This is a genomic window from Pseudomonas oligotrophica (assembly GCF_021726475.1).
In the GTDB taxonomy this organism is placed as follows: Bacteria; Pseudomonadota; Gammaproteobacteria; order Pseudomonadales; family Pseudomonadaceae; genus Stutzerimonas; species Stutzerimonas oligotrophica.
The window spans coordinates 180739-196212 of the sequence record NZ_JAKJRU010000003.1 but is presented as its reverse complement, the minus strand read 5'-3'; the positions used below and the strand labels follow the sequence as shown (position 1 = coordinate 196212).

The window sequence follows — 15474 nt, the reverse complement described above, 5'->3', positions numbered from 1 at the left end:
GGCGGATGACCGTCAGCAAGACCAGGACCAGCTTCTACCGGCGCCTCTACGTCGCCTGGCTGGTCGACAGCGGCACCGCCACCAGCGTGCCGGCGCTCACCGAGGCGACCGGCATGCCGCGGCGCACCGCCCAGGACACCCTCGCCGCGCTGGAAGAACTGGACATCGATTGCCAGTTCGAACAGGACACCGGCGAGCGCCACAACGCCGGCCACTATCGCATCCGTGACTGGGGCCCGATCGACCGGCGCTGGGTCGAGGCCAACCTGGCGCGGATCAAGGCCCTGCTGCACTATCCCTGACCGATGAACGCCGACCTGCTGCTGGTGCTGTTCCTGCTGGCCGCCTGCGTCGGCCTGTTCATCCTCGACCGGCCGCGCATGGACGTGGTCGCGCTGCTGGCGATGGTCGCCCTGCCGCTGTCGGGCATCCTCACGGTCAACGAGGCGCTGGCCGGCTTCAGCGATCCGAGCGTGGTGCTGATCGCCGCGCTGTTCGTCATCGGCGACGGCCTGGTGCGCACCGGCATCGCCTATCGCCTGGGCGCCTGGCTGGTGCGCAGCGCGGGCAGCAGCGAGACGCGCCTGCTGGTCCTGCTGATGCTGGCCGTGGCCGGGCTCGGCTCGGTGATGAGCTCGACTGGCGTGGTCGCCATCTTCATCCCGGTGGTGCTGGGCATCGCCGCACGCATGCAGCTGCCGCCCGGCCGGCTGATGATGCCGCTGGCCTTCGCCGGGCTGATCAGCGGCATGCTGACGCTGGTGGCGACGCCGCCGAACCTGGTGATCAACAGCGAACTGCGCCGCGCCGGCCTCGACGGCTTCGGCTTCTTCTCCTTCACCCCGCTGGGCCTGGCCGTACTGCTGCTGGGCATCGCCTACATGCTGGTCGCGCGCCGCTGGCTGGACCGGGGCGACCGGCAGGACGGCGCGCCGCCGCGGCTGACCCTGGCCGATCTCGGCCGCGACTACCACCTGGCCGAGCGCGAGCGGCGCCTGCGCGTACGGCCGGGCTCGGTGCTGGCCAACCGCATCCTCGACGGCCTCGAACTGCGCAAGCAGTACGGCATCAACGTGATCGCCATCGAACGCCAGCACCGCCTGCGCAAGCTGCTGATCACCGCCACCGGCAACAGCGAACTGCTGGCCGGCGACGTGCTGCTGGCCGATCTCGCCAGTCCGGCGATCGGCCTGCTCGGGACCTTCGACGAGCTCGGCCTGGAGCCGCTGCACCTGCCCAGTTCCTACTACACCGAGCATGCCCAGGAACTCGGGCTGGCCGAAGTCGCCCTGCCGCCGGACTCGCGCCTGCCGGGCAAGACCATCCAGGAGCTGGGCTTTCGCAGCCGGCACAAACTCAACGTGGTCGGGCTCAGGCGCGACCACCGGGCACTGGACGGCCTGCTGGTGGACGAGAAGCTGAAGCCGGCGGACACCCTGCTGGTGGCCGGCAGCTGGAAGCACATCCACCGCCTGCAGGGGTTGGGCCGCGACTTCCTCGTGCTCAGCCTGCCGGCCGAGGTCGACGACGTGGCGCCGGCGGCGCGGCGCGCGCCCTTCGCCCTGCTCAGCCTGGCGATCATGGTCGGGCTGATGGTCAGCGGCGCAGTGCCCAACGTGCTCGCCGCGCTGATCGGCTGCCTGGCGATGGGGCTGTTCCGCTGCATCGACATGGACAGCGCCTACAAGGCGATCCACTGGCAGAGCCTGGTGCTGATCGTCGGCATGCTGCCCTTCGCCCTGGCGCTGCAGAAGACCGGCGGCATCGCCCTGGCGGTCGACGGCCTGATCGGGCTGTTCGGCGATGCCGGGCCGCTGGCGCTGCTGGCCTGCCTGTTCGTCATCACCGCGCTGACCGGCCTGTTCATCTCCAATACCGCCACGGCGGTGCTGATGGCGCCGGTCGCCCTGTCCACCGCCGAGCACCTCGGCACCTCGCCCTATCCCTTCGCGATGACCGTCGCGCTGGCCGCTTCGGCCGCCTTCATGACGCCGATCTCCTCGCCGGTCAACACCCTGGTGCTCAACCCGGGCCGCTACCACTTCGCCGATTTCGTGCGCATCGGCGTGCCCTTCACCCTGCTGGTGATGGCGCTGAGCCTGGTCCTGGTGCCGCGGCTGTTTCCCTTCTGACGCAGCGAAAGTGGCATGGCCGCTGTCGAACCCGGCGCGGTAAGCTCGCCGAAAAAACCAGACAAGAAGCCCGCGATGCCCCAACGCCTTGCCCTGTTCCCGGTGCTGCTCGCCGGCGCCATCCTGCTGCTGGTCGTCCACGGCCTTGGCCGTTTCGTCTATACGCCGCTGCTGCCCTGGCTCGTCGAGGACGGCCTGCTGACCATCCAGCAGGGTGCCAGCATCGCCAGCTGGAACTACCTCGGCTACCTGATCGGCGCGCTGCTCGCGCTGCGCTGGCACAGCGTGACGAAGATCCGTCGCTCGCTGCCCTGGGCCCTGGCGCTGCACGTGGCGAGCAGCCTGCTGCAAACCCAGGCCGAGTCCGCCGATACCCTGGCGGCCCTGCGCCTGGCCAACGGCATCGCCAACGGCCTGGTGTTCGTCCAGGCACCCTCGTTGATTCTCGAATGGCTGGCACGCCAGCAGCGCGCCTCGGCCAGCGGCCTGGTCTACCTCGGCGTCTGCGTCGGGCTGATCCTGTCCAGCCTGCTGGTCAGCCTGAGCGGCGGCCTGCTCGACGGCGCGGCGCGCTGGTGGCCGGCAGCCGTGCTGTCCGTGCCGCTGGCGCTGTGGGGCTGGCGCCAGCTGGCGCGGCTGGACCTGCCCGAACAGCCGCCGCGCCCGGCCAACAGCGAGGTGCCCAGCGGTCGCTTGCTGGATCGCTCCAGTACGCCGCTGTTCCTGGCCTATGCCGGCGCGGGGATGGGCTACATCCTGCCGATGACCTTCCTGCCGATGGTCGCGCGGCTGCAAGCCGCACCCGGCGACTTCCTGGTCGACAGCAGCTGGCTGGTGGTGGCGCTGGCGACCCTGCCCTCGCCCTGGCTGTGGAACCGGCTCGGCGTGCGCCTGGGCGACGACATCGCCCTGCGCCTGAGCTACCTGACCCAGCTGGTCGGCGTGCTGGCCGCGCTGCTGCTGCCGGCGACCAGCGGCATCCTGCTTTGCGCGGTGCTGGTCGGCGGCACCTTCCTCGGCACCGTGCTGCTCACCCAGCGCCTGGCGCGCACGCTGCACCCGCACCAGGGGCCGCGGCTGTCGGCGGCGCTGATCGCGCTCTACGGGCTGACCCAGCTTGCCGCGCCCTGGCTCACCAGCCTGTGGGTCGGCCAGGGCGGCAGCCTGCACAGCGCCTTCTGGCTGGGCGCCGGCGCGCTGCTCTGGGGCCTCTTGTGGATGCTGATGGTGCCGCGCGTACGCTAGAGCTGTGGGACAATGCGCGCCTGATCCGCCAGCAGCCGTCCGCATGCCAAGCAAGCCCCCGAACCGCACCGCCCATACCGCCAGCGCCAAGGCCGTGCTGCACCCGCGCAACCGCCACGGCGGGCGCTACGACTTCCCGCGCCTGATCGCCGCCTGCCCGGCGCTGGCCCGCTTCGTCATCCTCAATCCCTACGGCAAGCAGAGCATCGACTTCGCCGATCCCGAGGCGGTCAAGGTGTTCAACCGCGCCCTGCTGCGATTGTTCTACGGCATCGAGCACTGGGACATTCCCGCCGGCTACCTGTGCCCGCCGGTACCGGGCCGGGCCGACTACCTGCACGGGCTGGCCGACCTGCTGGCCGCCGACAACGCCGGGGTGATTCCGCGCGGCAAGGCCGTCCGCGTGCTGGATATCGGCACCGGGGCCAACTGCATCTTCCCGCTGATCGGCCACCGTGAGTACGGCTGGCGCTTCACCGGCTCGGACATCGACGCCACCGCCCTGGCCTCGGCCGAGGCCATCGTGCGCGCCAACCGCCTCGGCGGGGCGATCGAGCTGCGCCGCCAGGCCGACCCGCAAAAGCTCTTCGCCGGACTGATCCAGGCCGGTGAACGCTTCGAGGTGACACTGTGCAACCCGCCCTTCCATGCCTCGGCAGCAGAGGCCAGCAGTGGCAGCAAGCGCAAGTGGCGCAACCTGGGCAAGCTCGATCCCAAGCGCAAGCTGCCGCTGCTCAACTTCGGCGGGCAGGCGGCAGAACTCTGGTGCGAAGGCGGCGAGGCGGCCTTCATCGCCCGCCTCGCCGAGGAAAGCGCGGCCTTCGCCACGCAGGTCTGCTGGTTCAGTACCCTGGTCTCGAAGGGCGGCAATGTCGAGCCACTGAAGGCGCGGCTGCAGCGAGCCGGCGCGCGTGAGGTGCGCGTGGTAGATATGGCCCAGGGGCAGAAGCGCAGCCGCTTCGTAGCCTGGAGCTACCTGGACGGCGAGCGCCGGACGGCCTGGCTGGCCAAGCGCGGCGCGAACCGGTCGGAATGAGCGGCGAATCGCCTCAGACGGCGATTTCCCAGCGCTGGCTGTTCTTCAGGGCCAGGGTCTGGATGTAGCGCGGCTCGCCGTTGATCTCTTCGAGTTCGGTCATGCCGGCCAACTCGCCTACCACTCGATAGCGCTTGCCGGCCTGCTTGTCCTGCAGCGGATAGAGCTTGGCGATGTGTTGGGCGAGTTCGGTGAGGGTGGACATTTCGGGCTCCAAAAAACTGCTCGGCAGCTTTTTACATGGCTTGGGTTACGGTTCTGCGACAGGTTCTCTGCCCGTCTCGCCTGTTTGAGCACCCGAATGCCGATTTGATTCCCAACGCGAAGCATTTTTCGTCCAATGGCGACGAACGCTCAGCAAGTACCCAGCCCGAGCTGCAGCAGCGCCAGCCCGCCGCGCTGCCAGCCCCACCAGGTCAGCAGCACCAGCAGCAACGCCGCCAGGCCCGCGCCGGCGAGCCAGAGCGCCTTCACGTGGCCGCCTCGCGCGCCTGCAGGCGCGCCACCGGTTGCTCGCGGATCGGCCAGTTGAGCACCGTGGCCATCAGGCTCAGGCCGATCGCGATCTGCCAGACCAGGTCGTAGCTGCCCGTGCGGTCGTACAGCCAGCCGCCCAGCCAGCCGCCGAAGAATGAACCCAGCTGATGGAACAGGAAGGCGATGCCGCCGAGCATCGACAGGTTGCGCACGCCGAACAGCGTCGCCACCGTGCCGTTGGTCAGCGGCACGGTCGACAACCAGAGCAGCCCCATGGCGATGCCGAAGGCATAGGCCGACCACTCCGAGAGCGGCGCGAGCAGGAACAGGCTGATCACCACCGCGCGGGTCAGGTACAGCCCGGCGAGCAGCTTGGGCTTGGAGTAGCAGCTGCCCAGCCAGCCGGCGGTGTAGGTACCGACCACATTGAACAGCCCGACCAGTGCCAGCACCGTGGTGCCGACCTGCGCGGGCAGGTGGTTGTCGACCAGGTAGGCCGGCAGGTGCACACCGATGAACACCACCTGGAAGCCGCAGACGAAGAAGCCCAGCGCCAGCAGGCGGAACCCCGAGTGGCCGGCCGCTTCGCGCAGCGCCTCGCCCAGCGACTGCTGCGTACCGGGCGCTGCCGGCAGCTCGCGCTGGCCGCGCATCATCGCCGCCAGCGGCAGGATCAGCGCCACCAGCAGGCTCAGCGCCAGCAGTGCCGACGACCAGCCCAGCCACTGGATCAGGCCGAGGCTGCCCGGCAGCATGACGAACTGGCCGAAGGAACCCGCGGCGCTGGCGATGCCCATCGCCATGCTGCGCTGCTCGGCCGGCACGGCACGGCCGACGGCACCGAGGATCACCGAGAACGAGGTGCCGGACAGGCCCAGGCCGATCAGCAACCCGGCGCTCAGCGCCAGCGTGGTCGGCGAGTCGGCCACCGCCATCAGGGCCAGCCCGATGGCGTAGAGAATGCCGCCGATGAGTACCGCACGCGCCACGCCGAAGCGATCGGCCAGCGCGCCGGTGAACGGCTGCACCAGGCCCCAGATGAGGTTCTGCAGCGCGATGGCAAAGGCGAACACCTCGCGCCCCCAGCCGAACTCGGCGCTCATCGGTGACAGGAACAGGCCGAAGCCGTGCCGCACGCCGAGCGAGACCGCCAGAATCAGTGAAGCCCCGAGCAGCATCCAGCCGCAGGTGCGCCATGTGGAAGTCATGAGCATATTCCTTGGGAAAAGGCGACCAGTTTACTCAGCAGGCCCCGGCCTGCCGCAACTGCTCATCGGACTGTCCCGCTCAGTTAAACTGCAGCTGTTCCAGTCCATCCTGTATTGAGTGCCCCATGCCGATCCGCCATTGCATCGTCCACCTGATCGACAAGAAACCCGACGGCTCGCCTTCGACCCTGCATGCGCGCGACAGCGAGCTGGGCGAATCGCAGGCGATGGAGAACCTGCTCGCCGACCTCAACGAGAGCTACAACGCCAAGCAGGGCAAGGCCTGGGGCCTGTTCCACGAGGAGTCCGGCGCCTACCCGTTCAGCGGCTGGCTGGCGCAGTACCTGGACGGCGCGCTGGACTTCACCGCCTTCAGTCGCCAGGCCGTCGAGCACCTGCAGAAGCTGATGGACGAGTCGAACCTGTCCACCGGCGGCCACGTGCTGCTGGCGCATTACCAGCAGGGCATGACCGACTACCTGGCCATCGCCCTGCTGCACCACAGCGAGGGCGTGGCGGTGACCGAGTCGCTGGACGTGGCGCCGGCCAAGCACCTGGACCTCGGCCAGTTGCACCTGGCGGCGCGCATCAACATTTCCGAGTGGCAGAACAACAAGCAGTCGAAGCAGTACATCTCCTTCATCAAGGGCAAGAACGGCAAGAAGGTTTCGGAGTACTTCCGCGACTTCATCGGCTGCCAGGAAGGCGTCGACGCGCCAAGCGAGACGCGCACCCTGCTCAAGGCCTTCAGCGATTATGTCGAGAGCGAGGACCTGCCCGAGGAGCAGGCGCGCGAGAAGACCAGCGCACTGGTCGACTACGCCAGCACCCAGGCCCGGCTCGGCGAACCGATGACGCTCGAGGAGCTGTCGGGGGTGATCGACGAGGAGCGCCCGCGCGCCTTCTACGAGCACATCCGCAACAAGGACTACGGCCTGTCGCCGGAGATCCCGCCGGACAAGCGCACCCTGAACCAGTTCCGTCGCTTCACCGGGCGCGCCGAGGGGCTGTCGATCAGCTTCGAATCGCACCTGCTGGGCTCGAAGATCGAGTACGACGAGGCCCGCGACATGCTGATCATCCGCCAGCTGCCGACCCAGCTGAAGGACCAGCTCAAGCGCCGCAAGGACTGAAGGCTCCGCCATGGCGCGCCTGCCCGACGCCCTGCTCGAGGCCTGCCGCCTCGACCCGGCCGCACCGCTGGCCGGCGACCCGGCACGGCGGCTGGGGCTCGACCGCGAAGAGGCCGGCGAACGCCTGGCCCGGCTCAAGCCCTGGTTGCGCCAGCAGCACAGCATGCTCTGGGCCAACCGCCACGACGCCCTGCTGCTGGTCCTGCAGGGGCCGGACTGCGCCGGCAAGAGCGGCGTGATCCGCCGGGTACTCGGCGGCCTCGACCCGCTGGCGCTGGTCGCCAAGGGCTTCCAGCCACCGACTGCGGCCGAGCGGGCGCAAGGTTTTCTCTGTCGCTACGAACGGCAACTGCCGGGTGCCGGCCAGCTCGGCGCCTTCAACCGCAGCTACTACGAGGGCCTGGTCAGCGACCTGCGTGATGGCCTGTGCCGCAGCGCCGAGCTGCCGGCGCGCCAGGACGCCGTGTGCGCCTTCGAGCAAGGCCTGATCGCGCGCCGGATCCAGCCGCTCAAGTGCTACCTGCAGTTGTCGCATGCCGAACAGAAACACCGCCTGCGCCGCCGCCTCGAGGCCCCGAACAAGCGCTGGAAGCTGAGCCCTGGCGACCTGCTCGATCACCGCGAGTTCGGCAGCCGCCAGGCGCGCTGGGCCGAGGTGCTCGTCGCCACCCACAGCGCACAGGCGCCCTGGTACGTGATCCCCGCCGACCACCGCTGGCTGCGCGACCTGCTGGTCGCCAGCCTGCTGGCGCGCGCCTTCGAGCGGTTGCAGCTGGACTGGCCGCAGCGGCCGGCGCCGTTCGCTCAGGCCGACCTCGACGCCATCCCCTGAGCCCTCAGCGCAGTTCCAGGCGATAGCCGACCCGCGGGAAATGCACGTGCAGCTCGCCGGCGCGCGGGTCTTCGCGACGCACGATCAGCTCCTCGGCTCCGGCGAACACCAGCTCGCCTTCCACCGGGTCGACGCCGTAGTCCACCGGCGCCACCGCCACCCGCTGGCCGCGGCTGAAGCCGTTGGGCTCGCAGAACGGCTCGTCGGGCAGCGCCGCCGGGCTCGCCTGGGCGGCCAGTTGCACCGCGTCGGCCGACGCCAGCTCGCTGAACGAGCCATGCCCGACCGCCAGCACCTTGTCCAGCCAGGCCGCGACCTCGGGGTAGTCGTCGACCAGCGGCGAGGTCACCGGCGTGGCACGCAGGAACCACAGGCAGGGCGCCACCGCGAAGTCCGCCAGGGTCGGCGCCGCGCCAAACAGGAACTCGCCCTCGTCGCGCGCCAGCTGCTGCTGCAACCGGGCCATGAAGGTCGGCCAGTCGTTCTTCGCCTGCTCCAGCGGCACGCGGCGCACCGAGCCGCTGCCGAACAGCTGGGCGCGGTCCTTGCCGAACTTCTCGGCGAACTCGGCGGGCACCTGGGCAAAGCGCAGGGCCATGGATTCGGGCTGGAACATCAGCGTCACGGCGTTGAGGAACAGCACCGTGTCGGCCCACTGCGCCAGCGCCGCGACGACGAATTCCTGGCCGTCGGGCAGCAGCGCCGGAGTGGCCTTCTCCGCCTCCAGGCGACGGGCGATCAGCGCGGTGTCGCAATAGATGTCGGCGCCGATCTGCAGCACCGGCGTGCGTCGGTAGCCGCCGGTGAGCGCGGTCAGGTCCGGCTTGGGCATGATCGGCGGGATGCCCACCGAGCGCCAGGATAGCTGCTTGAAGCCCAGCAGCAGGCGCGCCTTCTCGGCGAACGGCGAGGTGGGATAGTGGTGCAGGATGATTTCGTGCATGGCCGGCTCCGCCAATGGATGGTCGGCAGAGCTTAGCCCCGGCGCCGCCGCCAGCCTACCCGTTGGCCTGATTGGCGCAGCATTCAGCCGATGATGCCGGCAGCCCGACCAGCACCTCCTTGGCCGCCTTGCCCAGGCGCTTGATCGCCAGCTCGCGGCGCAGCGCATCGCTCTTGCTGGCGCAGCGCTCGGTGTAGACCAGCGCCACCGCCGGGCTCGAGCGGAAGAAACGCGCGCCCCGACCGCTGGCATGGGCGGCGAAGCGGCGCTCGGCATCGTCGCTGATGCCGCAGTACAGCGCGCCATTGGCCGCCCGCACCAGGTAGACGAACCAGGGTTTGGCTTGCTCGTTGCTCATTGCGCTTCCGCGGCGATGGTGACGGCCGCAATTGTCGCCAGTCGGGGCATGGCGAACAAGGCCGGCCGCAGCGGCTAGCAGACCTGCTCCCGACTGTCCAGATATGGTGGCCGTTCGCCTTTGCGTATACTGCGCCGATGTTTGCTCAAACTGCGTTCCGCAAGCGCTGGGCCTCCTGGCTCCTGGCGACCGGAATCCTCCTGATGCTCGGCAGCTGTGCAGAAAAGCCCAGCGAGCTCGAGCGCGTCCGCGAGGAAGGCGTGCTGCGCGTGATCACCCGCAACAGCCCGTCGACCTTTTTCCAGGATCGCAACGGCGAAGCCGGCTTCGAATACGAGCTGGTCAAGCGCTTCGCCGACGACCTGGGCGTCGAGCTGCAGATCGAGACCGCCGACAGCATCGAGGAGATCTTCACCCGCCTCAACCGCCCCGGCGGTCCGGTGCTGGCCGCGGCCGGCCTGGTCGCCAGCGACGGGCGCCGCGAGCTGGCGCGCTTCACCCACAGCTACCTGGACGTCACCACCCAGGTGGTCTATCGCAACGGCCAGCGCCGCCCGACCCGCGCCGCCGACCTGGTCGGCAAGCGCATCCTCGTGCTCAAGGGCAGCAGCCAGGCCGAACGCCTCGCCGCGTTGCAGGCCGAGCTGCCGGAACTGCGCTACGAGGAATCCGACGCGGTCGAAGTGGTCGACCTGCTGCGCATGGTCGACGAGGGGCAGATCGACCTGACCCTGGTCGAATCCAACGAGCTGTCGATGAACCAGGTCTACTTCACCAACATCCGCACCGGCTTCGACATCGGCGAGCCGAACAGCCTGGCCTGGGTGCTCGGCAAGGGCGAGGACGACAGCCTGCTGCAGGCGGCCAACGCGTTCATCGACAAGGCCCAGGAGAACGGCATCCTGCAGCGCCTGCGCGAGCGCTACTACGGCCATGTCGACATGCTCGGCTACGTCGGCGCCTACGCCTTCGCCAAGCACCTGCAGCAGCGCCTGCCGCGCTACGAGAAGACCTTCCGCGAGACGGCCCGCGAAGTCGGCGTCGACTGGCGCCTGCTGGCGGCGATCGGCTACCAGGAATCCCACTGGCAGCCCGAGGCCACCTCCAAGACCGGCGTGCGCGGCCTGATGATGCTGACCCTGCGCACCGCCGAGGCGATGGGCGTGAGCAATCGCCTGGACCCGGTGCAGAGCATCCGCGGCGGTGGTCGCTACCTGGTCAAGGTGCGCGACAGCCTGCCCGAGAGCATCGAGGAGCCCGATCGCACCTGGTTCGCCCTGGCCGCCTACAACGTCGGCGGCGGGCACCTCGAGGATGCGCGCAAGCTGGCCGAGGCCGAGGGCCTGAACCCCAACAAGTGGCTGGACGTGAAGCAGATGCTGCCGCGCCTGGCGCAGAAGCAGTGGTATAGCAAGACGCGCTACGGCTATGCCCGCGGCGGCGAGCCGGTGCACTTCGTCGCCAACATCCGCCGCTACTACGACATCCTCACCTGGGTGACCCAGCCGCAGATGGAAGGCCAGCTCGTGCAGAGCGACCTGCACATCCCCGGCATCTATTCCACCGACCTCGGCGAGGAACTGCCGCCGCTCTGAGGCGCCGTTCAGCCCCGGCCGATGTCGGCGAACTGCGCACCGCTGTGCTCGGCCAGCACCTCGGCGGCCAGCTCCAGTTCCAGCCCGCGGCGGCCGGCGCTGACGTGGATCGTCGGCTGCTGGCGCGCCGATGCATCGATGAAGGTGCGTAGGCGTTTCTTCTGCCCCAGCGGGCTGATGCCGCCGACCAGGTAGCCGGTGGCACGCTGCGCCGCCTGCGGATCGGCCATCTCCATCTTCTTCGCCCCGGCAGCCTGGGCCAGCGCCTTGAGATCCAGCGTGCCGGCCACCGGCACCACCGCCACCACCAGTTCGTTGCGCTCGCTGCAGGCCAGCAGCGTCTTGAACACCCGCGCCGGGTCGAGGCCGAGCTTCTCGGCCGCCTCCAACCCGTAGGACGCGGATTTGGGGTCGTGCTGGTAACTGAGCACGCGGTGCGCGGCACCTTTCTTTTTCAGCAGGTCGATGGCCGGTGTCATCTTCTGTAATGATCCACAGGGTGAAATGCCGCTACCTTAGGCGCTGGGCGAAACGGCGTCGAGCCAGGCCGGACCGCGACATCGGACAAGAGGTGGACAGACATGCAGCACACGCTTCTCGCCCCGGTGGCCGAGGTCTACGACCTGGCCGTGATCGGTGGCGGCATCAATGGCGTGGGGATCGCCGCCGATGCCGCCGGCCGCGGCCTCGGTGTGTTCCTTTGCGAGCAGGGCGACCTGGCCCAGCACACCTCGTCGGCAAGCAGCAAGCTGGTGCACGGCGGCCTGCGCTACCTGGAGCACTACGAACTGCGCCTGGTGCGCGAGGCGCTAGCCGAACGCGAAGTGCTGCTGAACAAGGCACCGCACCTGGTCGCGCCGCTGCGCTTCATCCTGCCCTACCGCCCGCACCTGCGGCCATCCTGGGTGATCCGCACCGGGCTGTTCCTCTACGACCACCTCGGCCGGCGCGAGCGCCTGGCGCCTTCGCGCAGCCTGCGCTTCGGCGCCGACAGCCCGCTGAAGGCCGAGATCGACCACGGCTTCGAGTACTCCGACTGCTGGGTCGACGACGCCCGCCTGGTAGTGGTCAATGCCATCGCCGCGCGCGAGCACGGCGCCCACGTGCATACCCGCACCCGCTGCCTGAGCGCTCGCAGCAGCAAGGGCCTCTGGCATTTGCATCTGGAGCGCGCCGACGGCAGCCGCTATTCGGTCCGTGCCCGCGCGCTGGTCAATGCCACCGGCCCCTGGGTCGCGCGCTTCATCGAGGACGACCTGCACCTGCCCTCGCCACACGACATCCGCCTGATCCAGGGCAGCCACCTGATCGTGCCGCGGCTCTACGAAGGCGAGCACGCCTACATCCTGCAGAACTGCGACCGCCGGGTGGTGTTCGTCATTCCCTACCTGGAGCGCTTCACCCTGATCGGCACCACCGACCGCGAGTACACCGGCGACCCGGCCAGCGTCGCGGTGACCGACGCGGAGATCGACTACCTGCTGGCGGCGGTCAACGAGCACTTCGCCCGGCCGCTGCAGCGCAGCGACATCTGCCACACCTATGCCGGGGTCCGGCCGTTGTGCGACGACGAGGCGCAGGAGCCGGCCGCGGTCACCCGCGACTACACCCTCGCCCTGACGCGGCAGGCCCACGGCGCGCCCCTGCTGTCGGTGTTCGGCGGCAAGCTGACCACCTACCGCAAGCTGGCCGAGGCGGCGCTCACCGAACTCGCACCCTGGTTCACCCAACTCCGCCCGGCCTGGACCCACGACGCGCCGCTGCCCGGCGGCGAGGACATGAGCAGCGTACGCGAGCTGAGCGAGGCCCTGTGCGTCGCGCATCCCTGGCTCGACGAGGCGCTTGCCACGCGCTGGGCCAGGAGCTACGGCAGCCGCGCCTGGCTGCTGCTCAAGCACGTCGCCGGGCCGCAGGGGCTCGGCGAGCACTTCGGCGCCGGCCTGCACGCCCGCGAGGTCGACTACCTGATGGCCGAGGAATGGGCGCTGAGCGCCGAGGACATCCTCTGGCGCCGCAGCAAGCTCGGCCTGAACCTGGACGACGAAGGCCGCGCCCGCCTGCAGCGCTACCTCGAGCGCCAGACCGCCGAGCACCTGGTGGTATTCGACCGCAGCCTGCGCGCCTGAGGCCAGGCTCAGGCGCGCAGGCTGCGGCCGCGCAGGCGCCGCGCCGCGGCGACCATGTTCACCAGCGCGGCCTCGGTCTCCACCCAGCCGCGGGTCTTCAGCCCGCAGTCGGGGTTGACCCACAGCCGCTCGGCTGGAATCCGCTCGGCGGCCCGCTCCAGCAGCGCGACCATCTCCTCGACCGTCGGCACCCGCGGCGAATGGATGTCGTAGACGCCCGGGCCGATGTCGTTGGGGTAGTCGAAGGCACGGAAGGCTTCGAGCAGCTCCATCTGCGAGCGCGAGGTCTCGATGGTGATGACGTCGGCATCCATCGCCGCGATGGCCTCGATCACGTCGTTGAACTCGCTGTAGCACATGTGCGTGTGGATCTGCGTTTCGTCGCGCACGCCGCTGGCGCACAGGCCGAAGGCCTTCACCGCCCAGTCCAGGTAGCCCTGCCAGTGCGCCCGGCGTAGCGGCAGCCCCTCGCGGAAGGCCGCCTCGTCGATCTGCACGATGCGAATGCCGGCCGCCTCCAGGTCGCAGACCTCGTCGCGGATCGCCAGCGCCAGCTGCCGCGCCTGTTCCTCGCGGCTGATGTCCTCGCGCGGGAAGGACCACATCAGCATGGTCACCGGGCCGGTCAGCATGCCCTTCATGACCTTGCCGGTCTGCTGCTGGGCGTAGCGGATCCAGTCCAGCGTCATCGGCGCCGGGCGGCTCAGGTCGCCGTAGATGATCGCCGGCTTGACGCAGCGCGAGCCGTAGCTCTGCACCCAGCCGAAGCGGGTGAAGGCATAGCCGTCGAGCTGTTCGGCGAAGTACTCGACCATGTCGTTGCGCTCGGCCTCGCCGTGCACCAGCACGTCCAGCCCCAGTTGCTCCTGGATGGCCACGGCATGGCGGATCTCGGCCTGCATGGCCTCGGTGTAGTCGCCGGCCGAGAGCTTGCCCTGGCGGTAGGCCTGGCGCGCCAGGCGGATCGCCGCGGTCTGCGGGAAGGAACCGATGGTGGTCGTGGGGAACGGCGGCAGCTGCAGCCGCTCGCGTTGCAGCTCGATGCGCGTGGCGAACGGCGAGGCGCGCCGCTGATCGCCCGGCTGGATCGCCTGCAGGCGCGCCTGTACCTCTGGACGATGGATCCGGCTGGACGCCGCGCGACCGGCCTGCACGCGGCGGCTGCGGTCCAGCGCTGCCTGCACCGCGGCGGCCTCGGGCTGCAGCAGCGCCTGCCGGAGCACGGCCACTTCCGCGCACTTCTGCACGGCGAAGGCCAGCCAGCTGCGCAGTTCCTCGTCCAGCTGTTGCTCGCGCGCCAGGTCCACCGGGCTGTGCAGCAGCGAGCAGGACGGCGCCACCCACAGGCGCTCGCCCAGCCGGGCATGCGCCTCGCGCAGCAGCGCGAGGGTGCGCTCCAGATCGCAGGCCCAGACATTGCGCCCGTCGACCACGCCGAGCGAGAGCACCTTGTAGGCCGGCAACCAGTCGAGGATCAGCGGGTACTGCTCCGGCGCACGCACCAGGTCGATGTGCAGGCCGTCCACCGGCAGCGCCGCGGCGAGCCCGAGGTTGTCCTCCAGGCCGCCGAAGTAGGTCGCCACCAGCTTCTTCAGCGGCGTCCGCTGCAGCAGGTTGTAGCCACGCTCGAAGGCGTTCTTCCAGGCCTGCGGCAGATCGAGGGCGAGAATCGGCTCGTCGATCTGCACCCATTCCACGCCCTGCCCGGCCAGTCGCTCGAACACCTGGCCATAGAGCGGCAGCAGGCGTTCGAGCAGGTCGAGCCGATCGAACGCCTCGCCGCCGCGCACCTTGCCCAGCCACAGGTAGGTCAGCGGGCCGATGACCACCGGTTTGACCCGGTGGCCCAGCGCCAGCGCCTCGTCGACTTCCTCGAACAGCTGCTCCCAGGCCAGTTCGAAGCGTTGTTCGGCGCTGAACTCGGGGACCAGGTAGTGATAGTTGGTATCAAACCACTTGGTCATTTCCTGCGCCTGCGCACCGCCGCCGCAGCAGCGTCCGGAAACGCCGCGGGCCATGGCGAACAGCGTGTCCAGGCCCGGCTTGCCGGCGGCCGGGCGGAAGCGCTCGGGGATCACGCCGAACATCAACGAATGGGTCAGCACGCCGTCGTACCAGGCGAAGTCGCCGACCGGCAGCAGATCCAGCCCGGCCTCGGCCTGCAGCTGCCAGTGCGCGGCGCGCAGCTCGCGCCCCACCTGGCGCAGGCCGGCTTCGTCCAGCTCGCCCTTCCAGTAGCTTTCCAGCGCCTTCTTCAGCTCGCGGTCCCGACCGATCCGCGGGAAACCCAGTGAGTGCGCAACCACCATGACCTTTCTCCAAGTCCGTCCAGATGAATGACGGTCATTGTCCGGGGGCGCAGAAACTGAAACAAACTCAAGTATCTAAA

The 15474-nt window shown here is 69.4% G+C and carries 14 protein-coding genes; 8 read left to right on the top strand and 6 right to left on the bottom strand.

The window, feature by feature from the left end; genetic code table 11:
• The first annotated feature begins 5 nt into the window (after nucleotides 1-5).
• The 4 genes from L3N39_RS07895 (at nucleotide 6) to rlmF (ending at nucleotide 4413) form a co-directional block, all read left to right on the top strand.
• Nucleotides 6-302: a winged helix-turn-helix domain-containing protein gene (locus L3N39_RS07895; protein WP_237256784.1), complete on the top strand. Its 297-nt coding sequence runs from the start codon at nucleotides 6-8 to the stop codon at nucleotides 300-302.
• Between the two features lie 3 nt (nucleotides 303-305).
• On the top strand, nucleotides 306-2132 hold the full coding sequence (locus L3N39_RS07890) for an SLC13 family permease (RefSeq protein ID WP_237256783.1): 1827 nt from the start codon (nucleotides 306-308) through the stop codon (nucleotides 2130-2132).
• 75 nt (nucleotides 2133-2207) lie between these two features.
• Nucleotides 2208-3377: a YbfB/YjiJ family MFS transporter gene (locus tag L3N39_RS07885; RefSeq protein WP_237256782.1), complete on the top strand. Its 1170-nt coding sequence runs from the start codon at nucleotides 2208-2210 to the stop codon at nucleotides 3375-3377.
• Between the two features lie 43 nt (nucleotides 3378-3420).
• Entirely contained in the window at nucleotides 3421-4413 is a 993-nt protein-coding gene (gene rlmF, locus L3N39_RS07880) for a 23S rRNA (adenine(1618)-N(6))-methyltransferase RlmF (protein WP_237256781.1), read from the top strand.
• A gap of 13 nt (nucleotides 4414-4426) precedes the next feature.
• Here the strand turns inward: rlmF and L3N39_RS07875 are convergent, their stop codons facing one another.
• Nucleotides 4427-4618, bottom strand: coding sequence for a hypothetical protein (locus L3N39_RS07875; protein WP_237256780.1), 192 nt, complete (start codon nucleotides 4616-4618; stop codon nucleotides 4427-4429).
• Nucleotides 4619-4883: 265 nt separating this feature from the next.
• A complete protein-coding gene (locus tag L3N39_RS07870; RefSeq protein WP_237256779.1) occupies nucleotides 4884-6098 on the bottom strand; it encodes an MFS transporter in 1215 nt (404 codons plus the stop codon).
• Between the two features lie 125 nt (nucleotides 6099-6223).
• Between L3N39_RS07870 and yejK the strand changes: the two genes are divergently transcribed.
• A complete protein-coding gene (gene yejK / locus L3N39_RS07865; RefSeq protein WP_237256778.1) occupies nucleotides 6224-7231 on the top strand; it encodes a nucleoid-associated protein YejK in 1008 nt (335 codons plus the stop codon).
• A 10-nt stretch (nucleotides 7232-7241) separates the two neighbouring features.
• A complete protein-coding gene (locus L3N39_RS07860) occupies nucleotides 7242-8063 on the top strand; it encodes a polyphosphate kinase 2 family protein (RefSeq protein WP_237256777.1) in 822 nt (273 codons plus the stop codon).
• Nucleotides 8064-8067: 4 nt separating this feature from the next.
• On the opposite strand, the gene L3N39_RS07855 is transcribed toward L3N39_RS07860, so the two are convergent.
• Both L3N39_RS07855 and L3N39_RS07850 read right to left on the bottom strand, forming a co-directional pair.
• Nucleotides 8068-9006, bottom strand: coding sequence for a glutathione S-transferase family protein (locus L3N39_RS07855; RefSeq protein WP_237256776.1), 939 nt, complete (start codon nucleotides 9004-9006; stop codon nucleotides 8068-8070).
• A 55-nt stretch (nucleotides 9007-9061) separates the two neighbouring features.
• A complete protein-coding gene (locus L3N39_RS07850) occupies nucleotides 9062-9364 on the bottom strand; it encodes a GIY-YIG nuclease family protein (protein WP_237256775.1) in 303 nt (100 codons plus the stop codon).
• A gap of 137 nt (nucleotides 9365-9501) precedes the next feature.
• On the opposite strand from L3N39_RS07850, the gene mltF reads away from it, so the two are divergent.
• A complete protein-coding gene (gene mltF, locus L3N39_RS07845; protein WP_237256774.1) occupies nucleotides 9502-10959 on the top strand; it encodes a membrane-bound lytic murein transglycosylase MltF in 1458 nt (485 codons plus the stop codon).
• Between the two features lie 8 nt (nucleotides 10960-10967).
• On the opposite strand, the gene ybaK is transcribed toward mltF, so the two are convergent.
• Complete coding sequence (gene ybaK / locus L3N39_RS07840) at nucleotides 10968-11438, bottom strand: Cys-tRNA(Pro) deacylase (RefSeq protein WP_237256773.1); 471 nt, start codon at nucleotides 11436-11438, stop codon at nucleotides 10968-10970.
• Nucleotides 11439-11540: 102 nt separating this feature from the next.
• Between ybaK and glpD the strand changes: the two genes are divergently transcribed.
• The gene (gene glpD, locus L3N39_RS07835) at nucleotides 11541-13085 is read left to right on the top strand and encodes a glycerol-3-phosphate dehydrogenase (protein WP_237256772.1); all 1545 of its coding nucleotides are present in this window, start codon (nucleotides 11541-11543) and stop codon (nucleotides 13083-13085) included.
• 8 nt (nucleotides 13086-13093) lie between these two features.
• Here the strand turns inward: glpD and metE are convergent, their stop codons facing one another.
• Nucleotides 13094-15394 carry a 5-methyltetrahydropteroyltriglutamate--homocysteine S-methyltransferase gene (gene metE, locus L3N39_RS07830; RefSeq protein WP_237256771.1) on the bottom strand — a complete coding sequence of 767 codons (2301 nt, stop codon included), beginning with the start codon at nucleotides 15392-15394 and terminating at the stop codon, nucleotides 13094-13096.
• Between the last annotated feature and the right edge of the window lie 80 nt (nucleotides 15395-15474).

What these genes read in the sequence shown, in the direction of transcription:
- L3N39_RS07895 (WP_237256784.1), top strand. Translation starts at nt 6, where the DNA reads ATGACCGTCAGCAAGACCAGGACCAGCTTCTACCGGCGCCTCTACGTC.
- L3N39_RS07890 (WP_237256783.1), top strand. Translation starts at nt 306, where the DNA reads ATGAACGCCGACCTGCTGCTGGTGCTGTTCCTGCTGGCCGCCTGCGTC.
- L3N39_RS07885 (WP_237256782.1), top strand. Translation starts at nt 2,208, where the DNA reads ATGCCCCAACGCCTTGCCCTGTTCCCGGTGCTGCTCGCCGGCGCCATC.
- rlmF (WP_237256781.1), top strand. Translation starts at nt 3,421, where the DNA reads ATGCCAAGCAAGCCCCCGAACCGCACCGCCCATACCGCCAGCGCCAAG.
- L3N39_RS07875 (WP_237256780.1), bottom strand. Translation starts at nt 4,618, where the DNA reads ATGTCCACCCTCACCGAACTCGCCCAACACATCGCCAAGCTCTATCCG.
- L3N39_RS07870 (WP_237256779.1), bottom strand. Translation starts at nt 6,098, where the DNA reads ATGACTTCCACATGGCGCACCTGCGGCTGGATGCTGCTCGGGGCTTCA.
- yejK (WP_237256778.1), top strand. Translation starts at nt 6,224, where the DNA reads ATGCCGATCCGCCATTGCATCGTCCACCTGATCGACAAGAAACCCGAC.
- L3N39_RS07860 (WP_237256777.1), top strand. Translation starts at nt 7,242, where the DNA reads ATGGCGCGCCTGCCCGACGCCCTGCTCGAGGCCTGCCGCCTCGACCCG.
- L3N39_RS07855 (WP_237256776.1), bottom strand. Translation starts at nt 9,006, where the DNA reads ATGCACGAAATCATCCTGCACCACTATCCCACCTCGCCGTTCGCCGAG.
- L3N39_RS07850 (WP_237256775.1), bottom strand. Translation starts at nt 9,364, where the DNA reads ATGAGCAACGAGCAAGCCAAACCCTGGTTCGTCTACCTGGTGCGGGCG.
- mltF (WP_237256774.1), top strand. Translation starts at nt 9,502, where the DNA reads ATGTTTGCTCAAACTGCGTTCCGCAAGCGCTGGGCCTCCTGGCTCCTG.
- ybaK (WP_237256773.1), bottom strand. Translation starts at nt 11,438, where the DNA reads ATGACACCGGCCATCGACCTGCTGAAAAAGAAAGGTGCCGCGCACCGC.
- glpD (WP_237256772.1), top strand. Translation starts at nt 11,541, where the DNA reads ATGCAGCACACGCTTCTCGCCCCGGTGGCCGAGGTCTACGACCTGGCC.
- metE (WP_237256771.1), bottom strand. Translation starts at nt 15,394, where the DNA reads ATGGTGGTTGCGCACTCACTGGGTTTCCCGCGGATCGGTCGGGACCGC.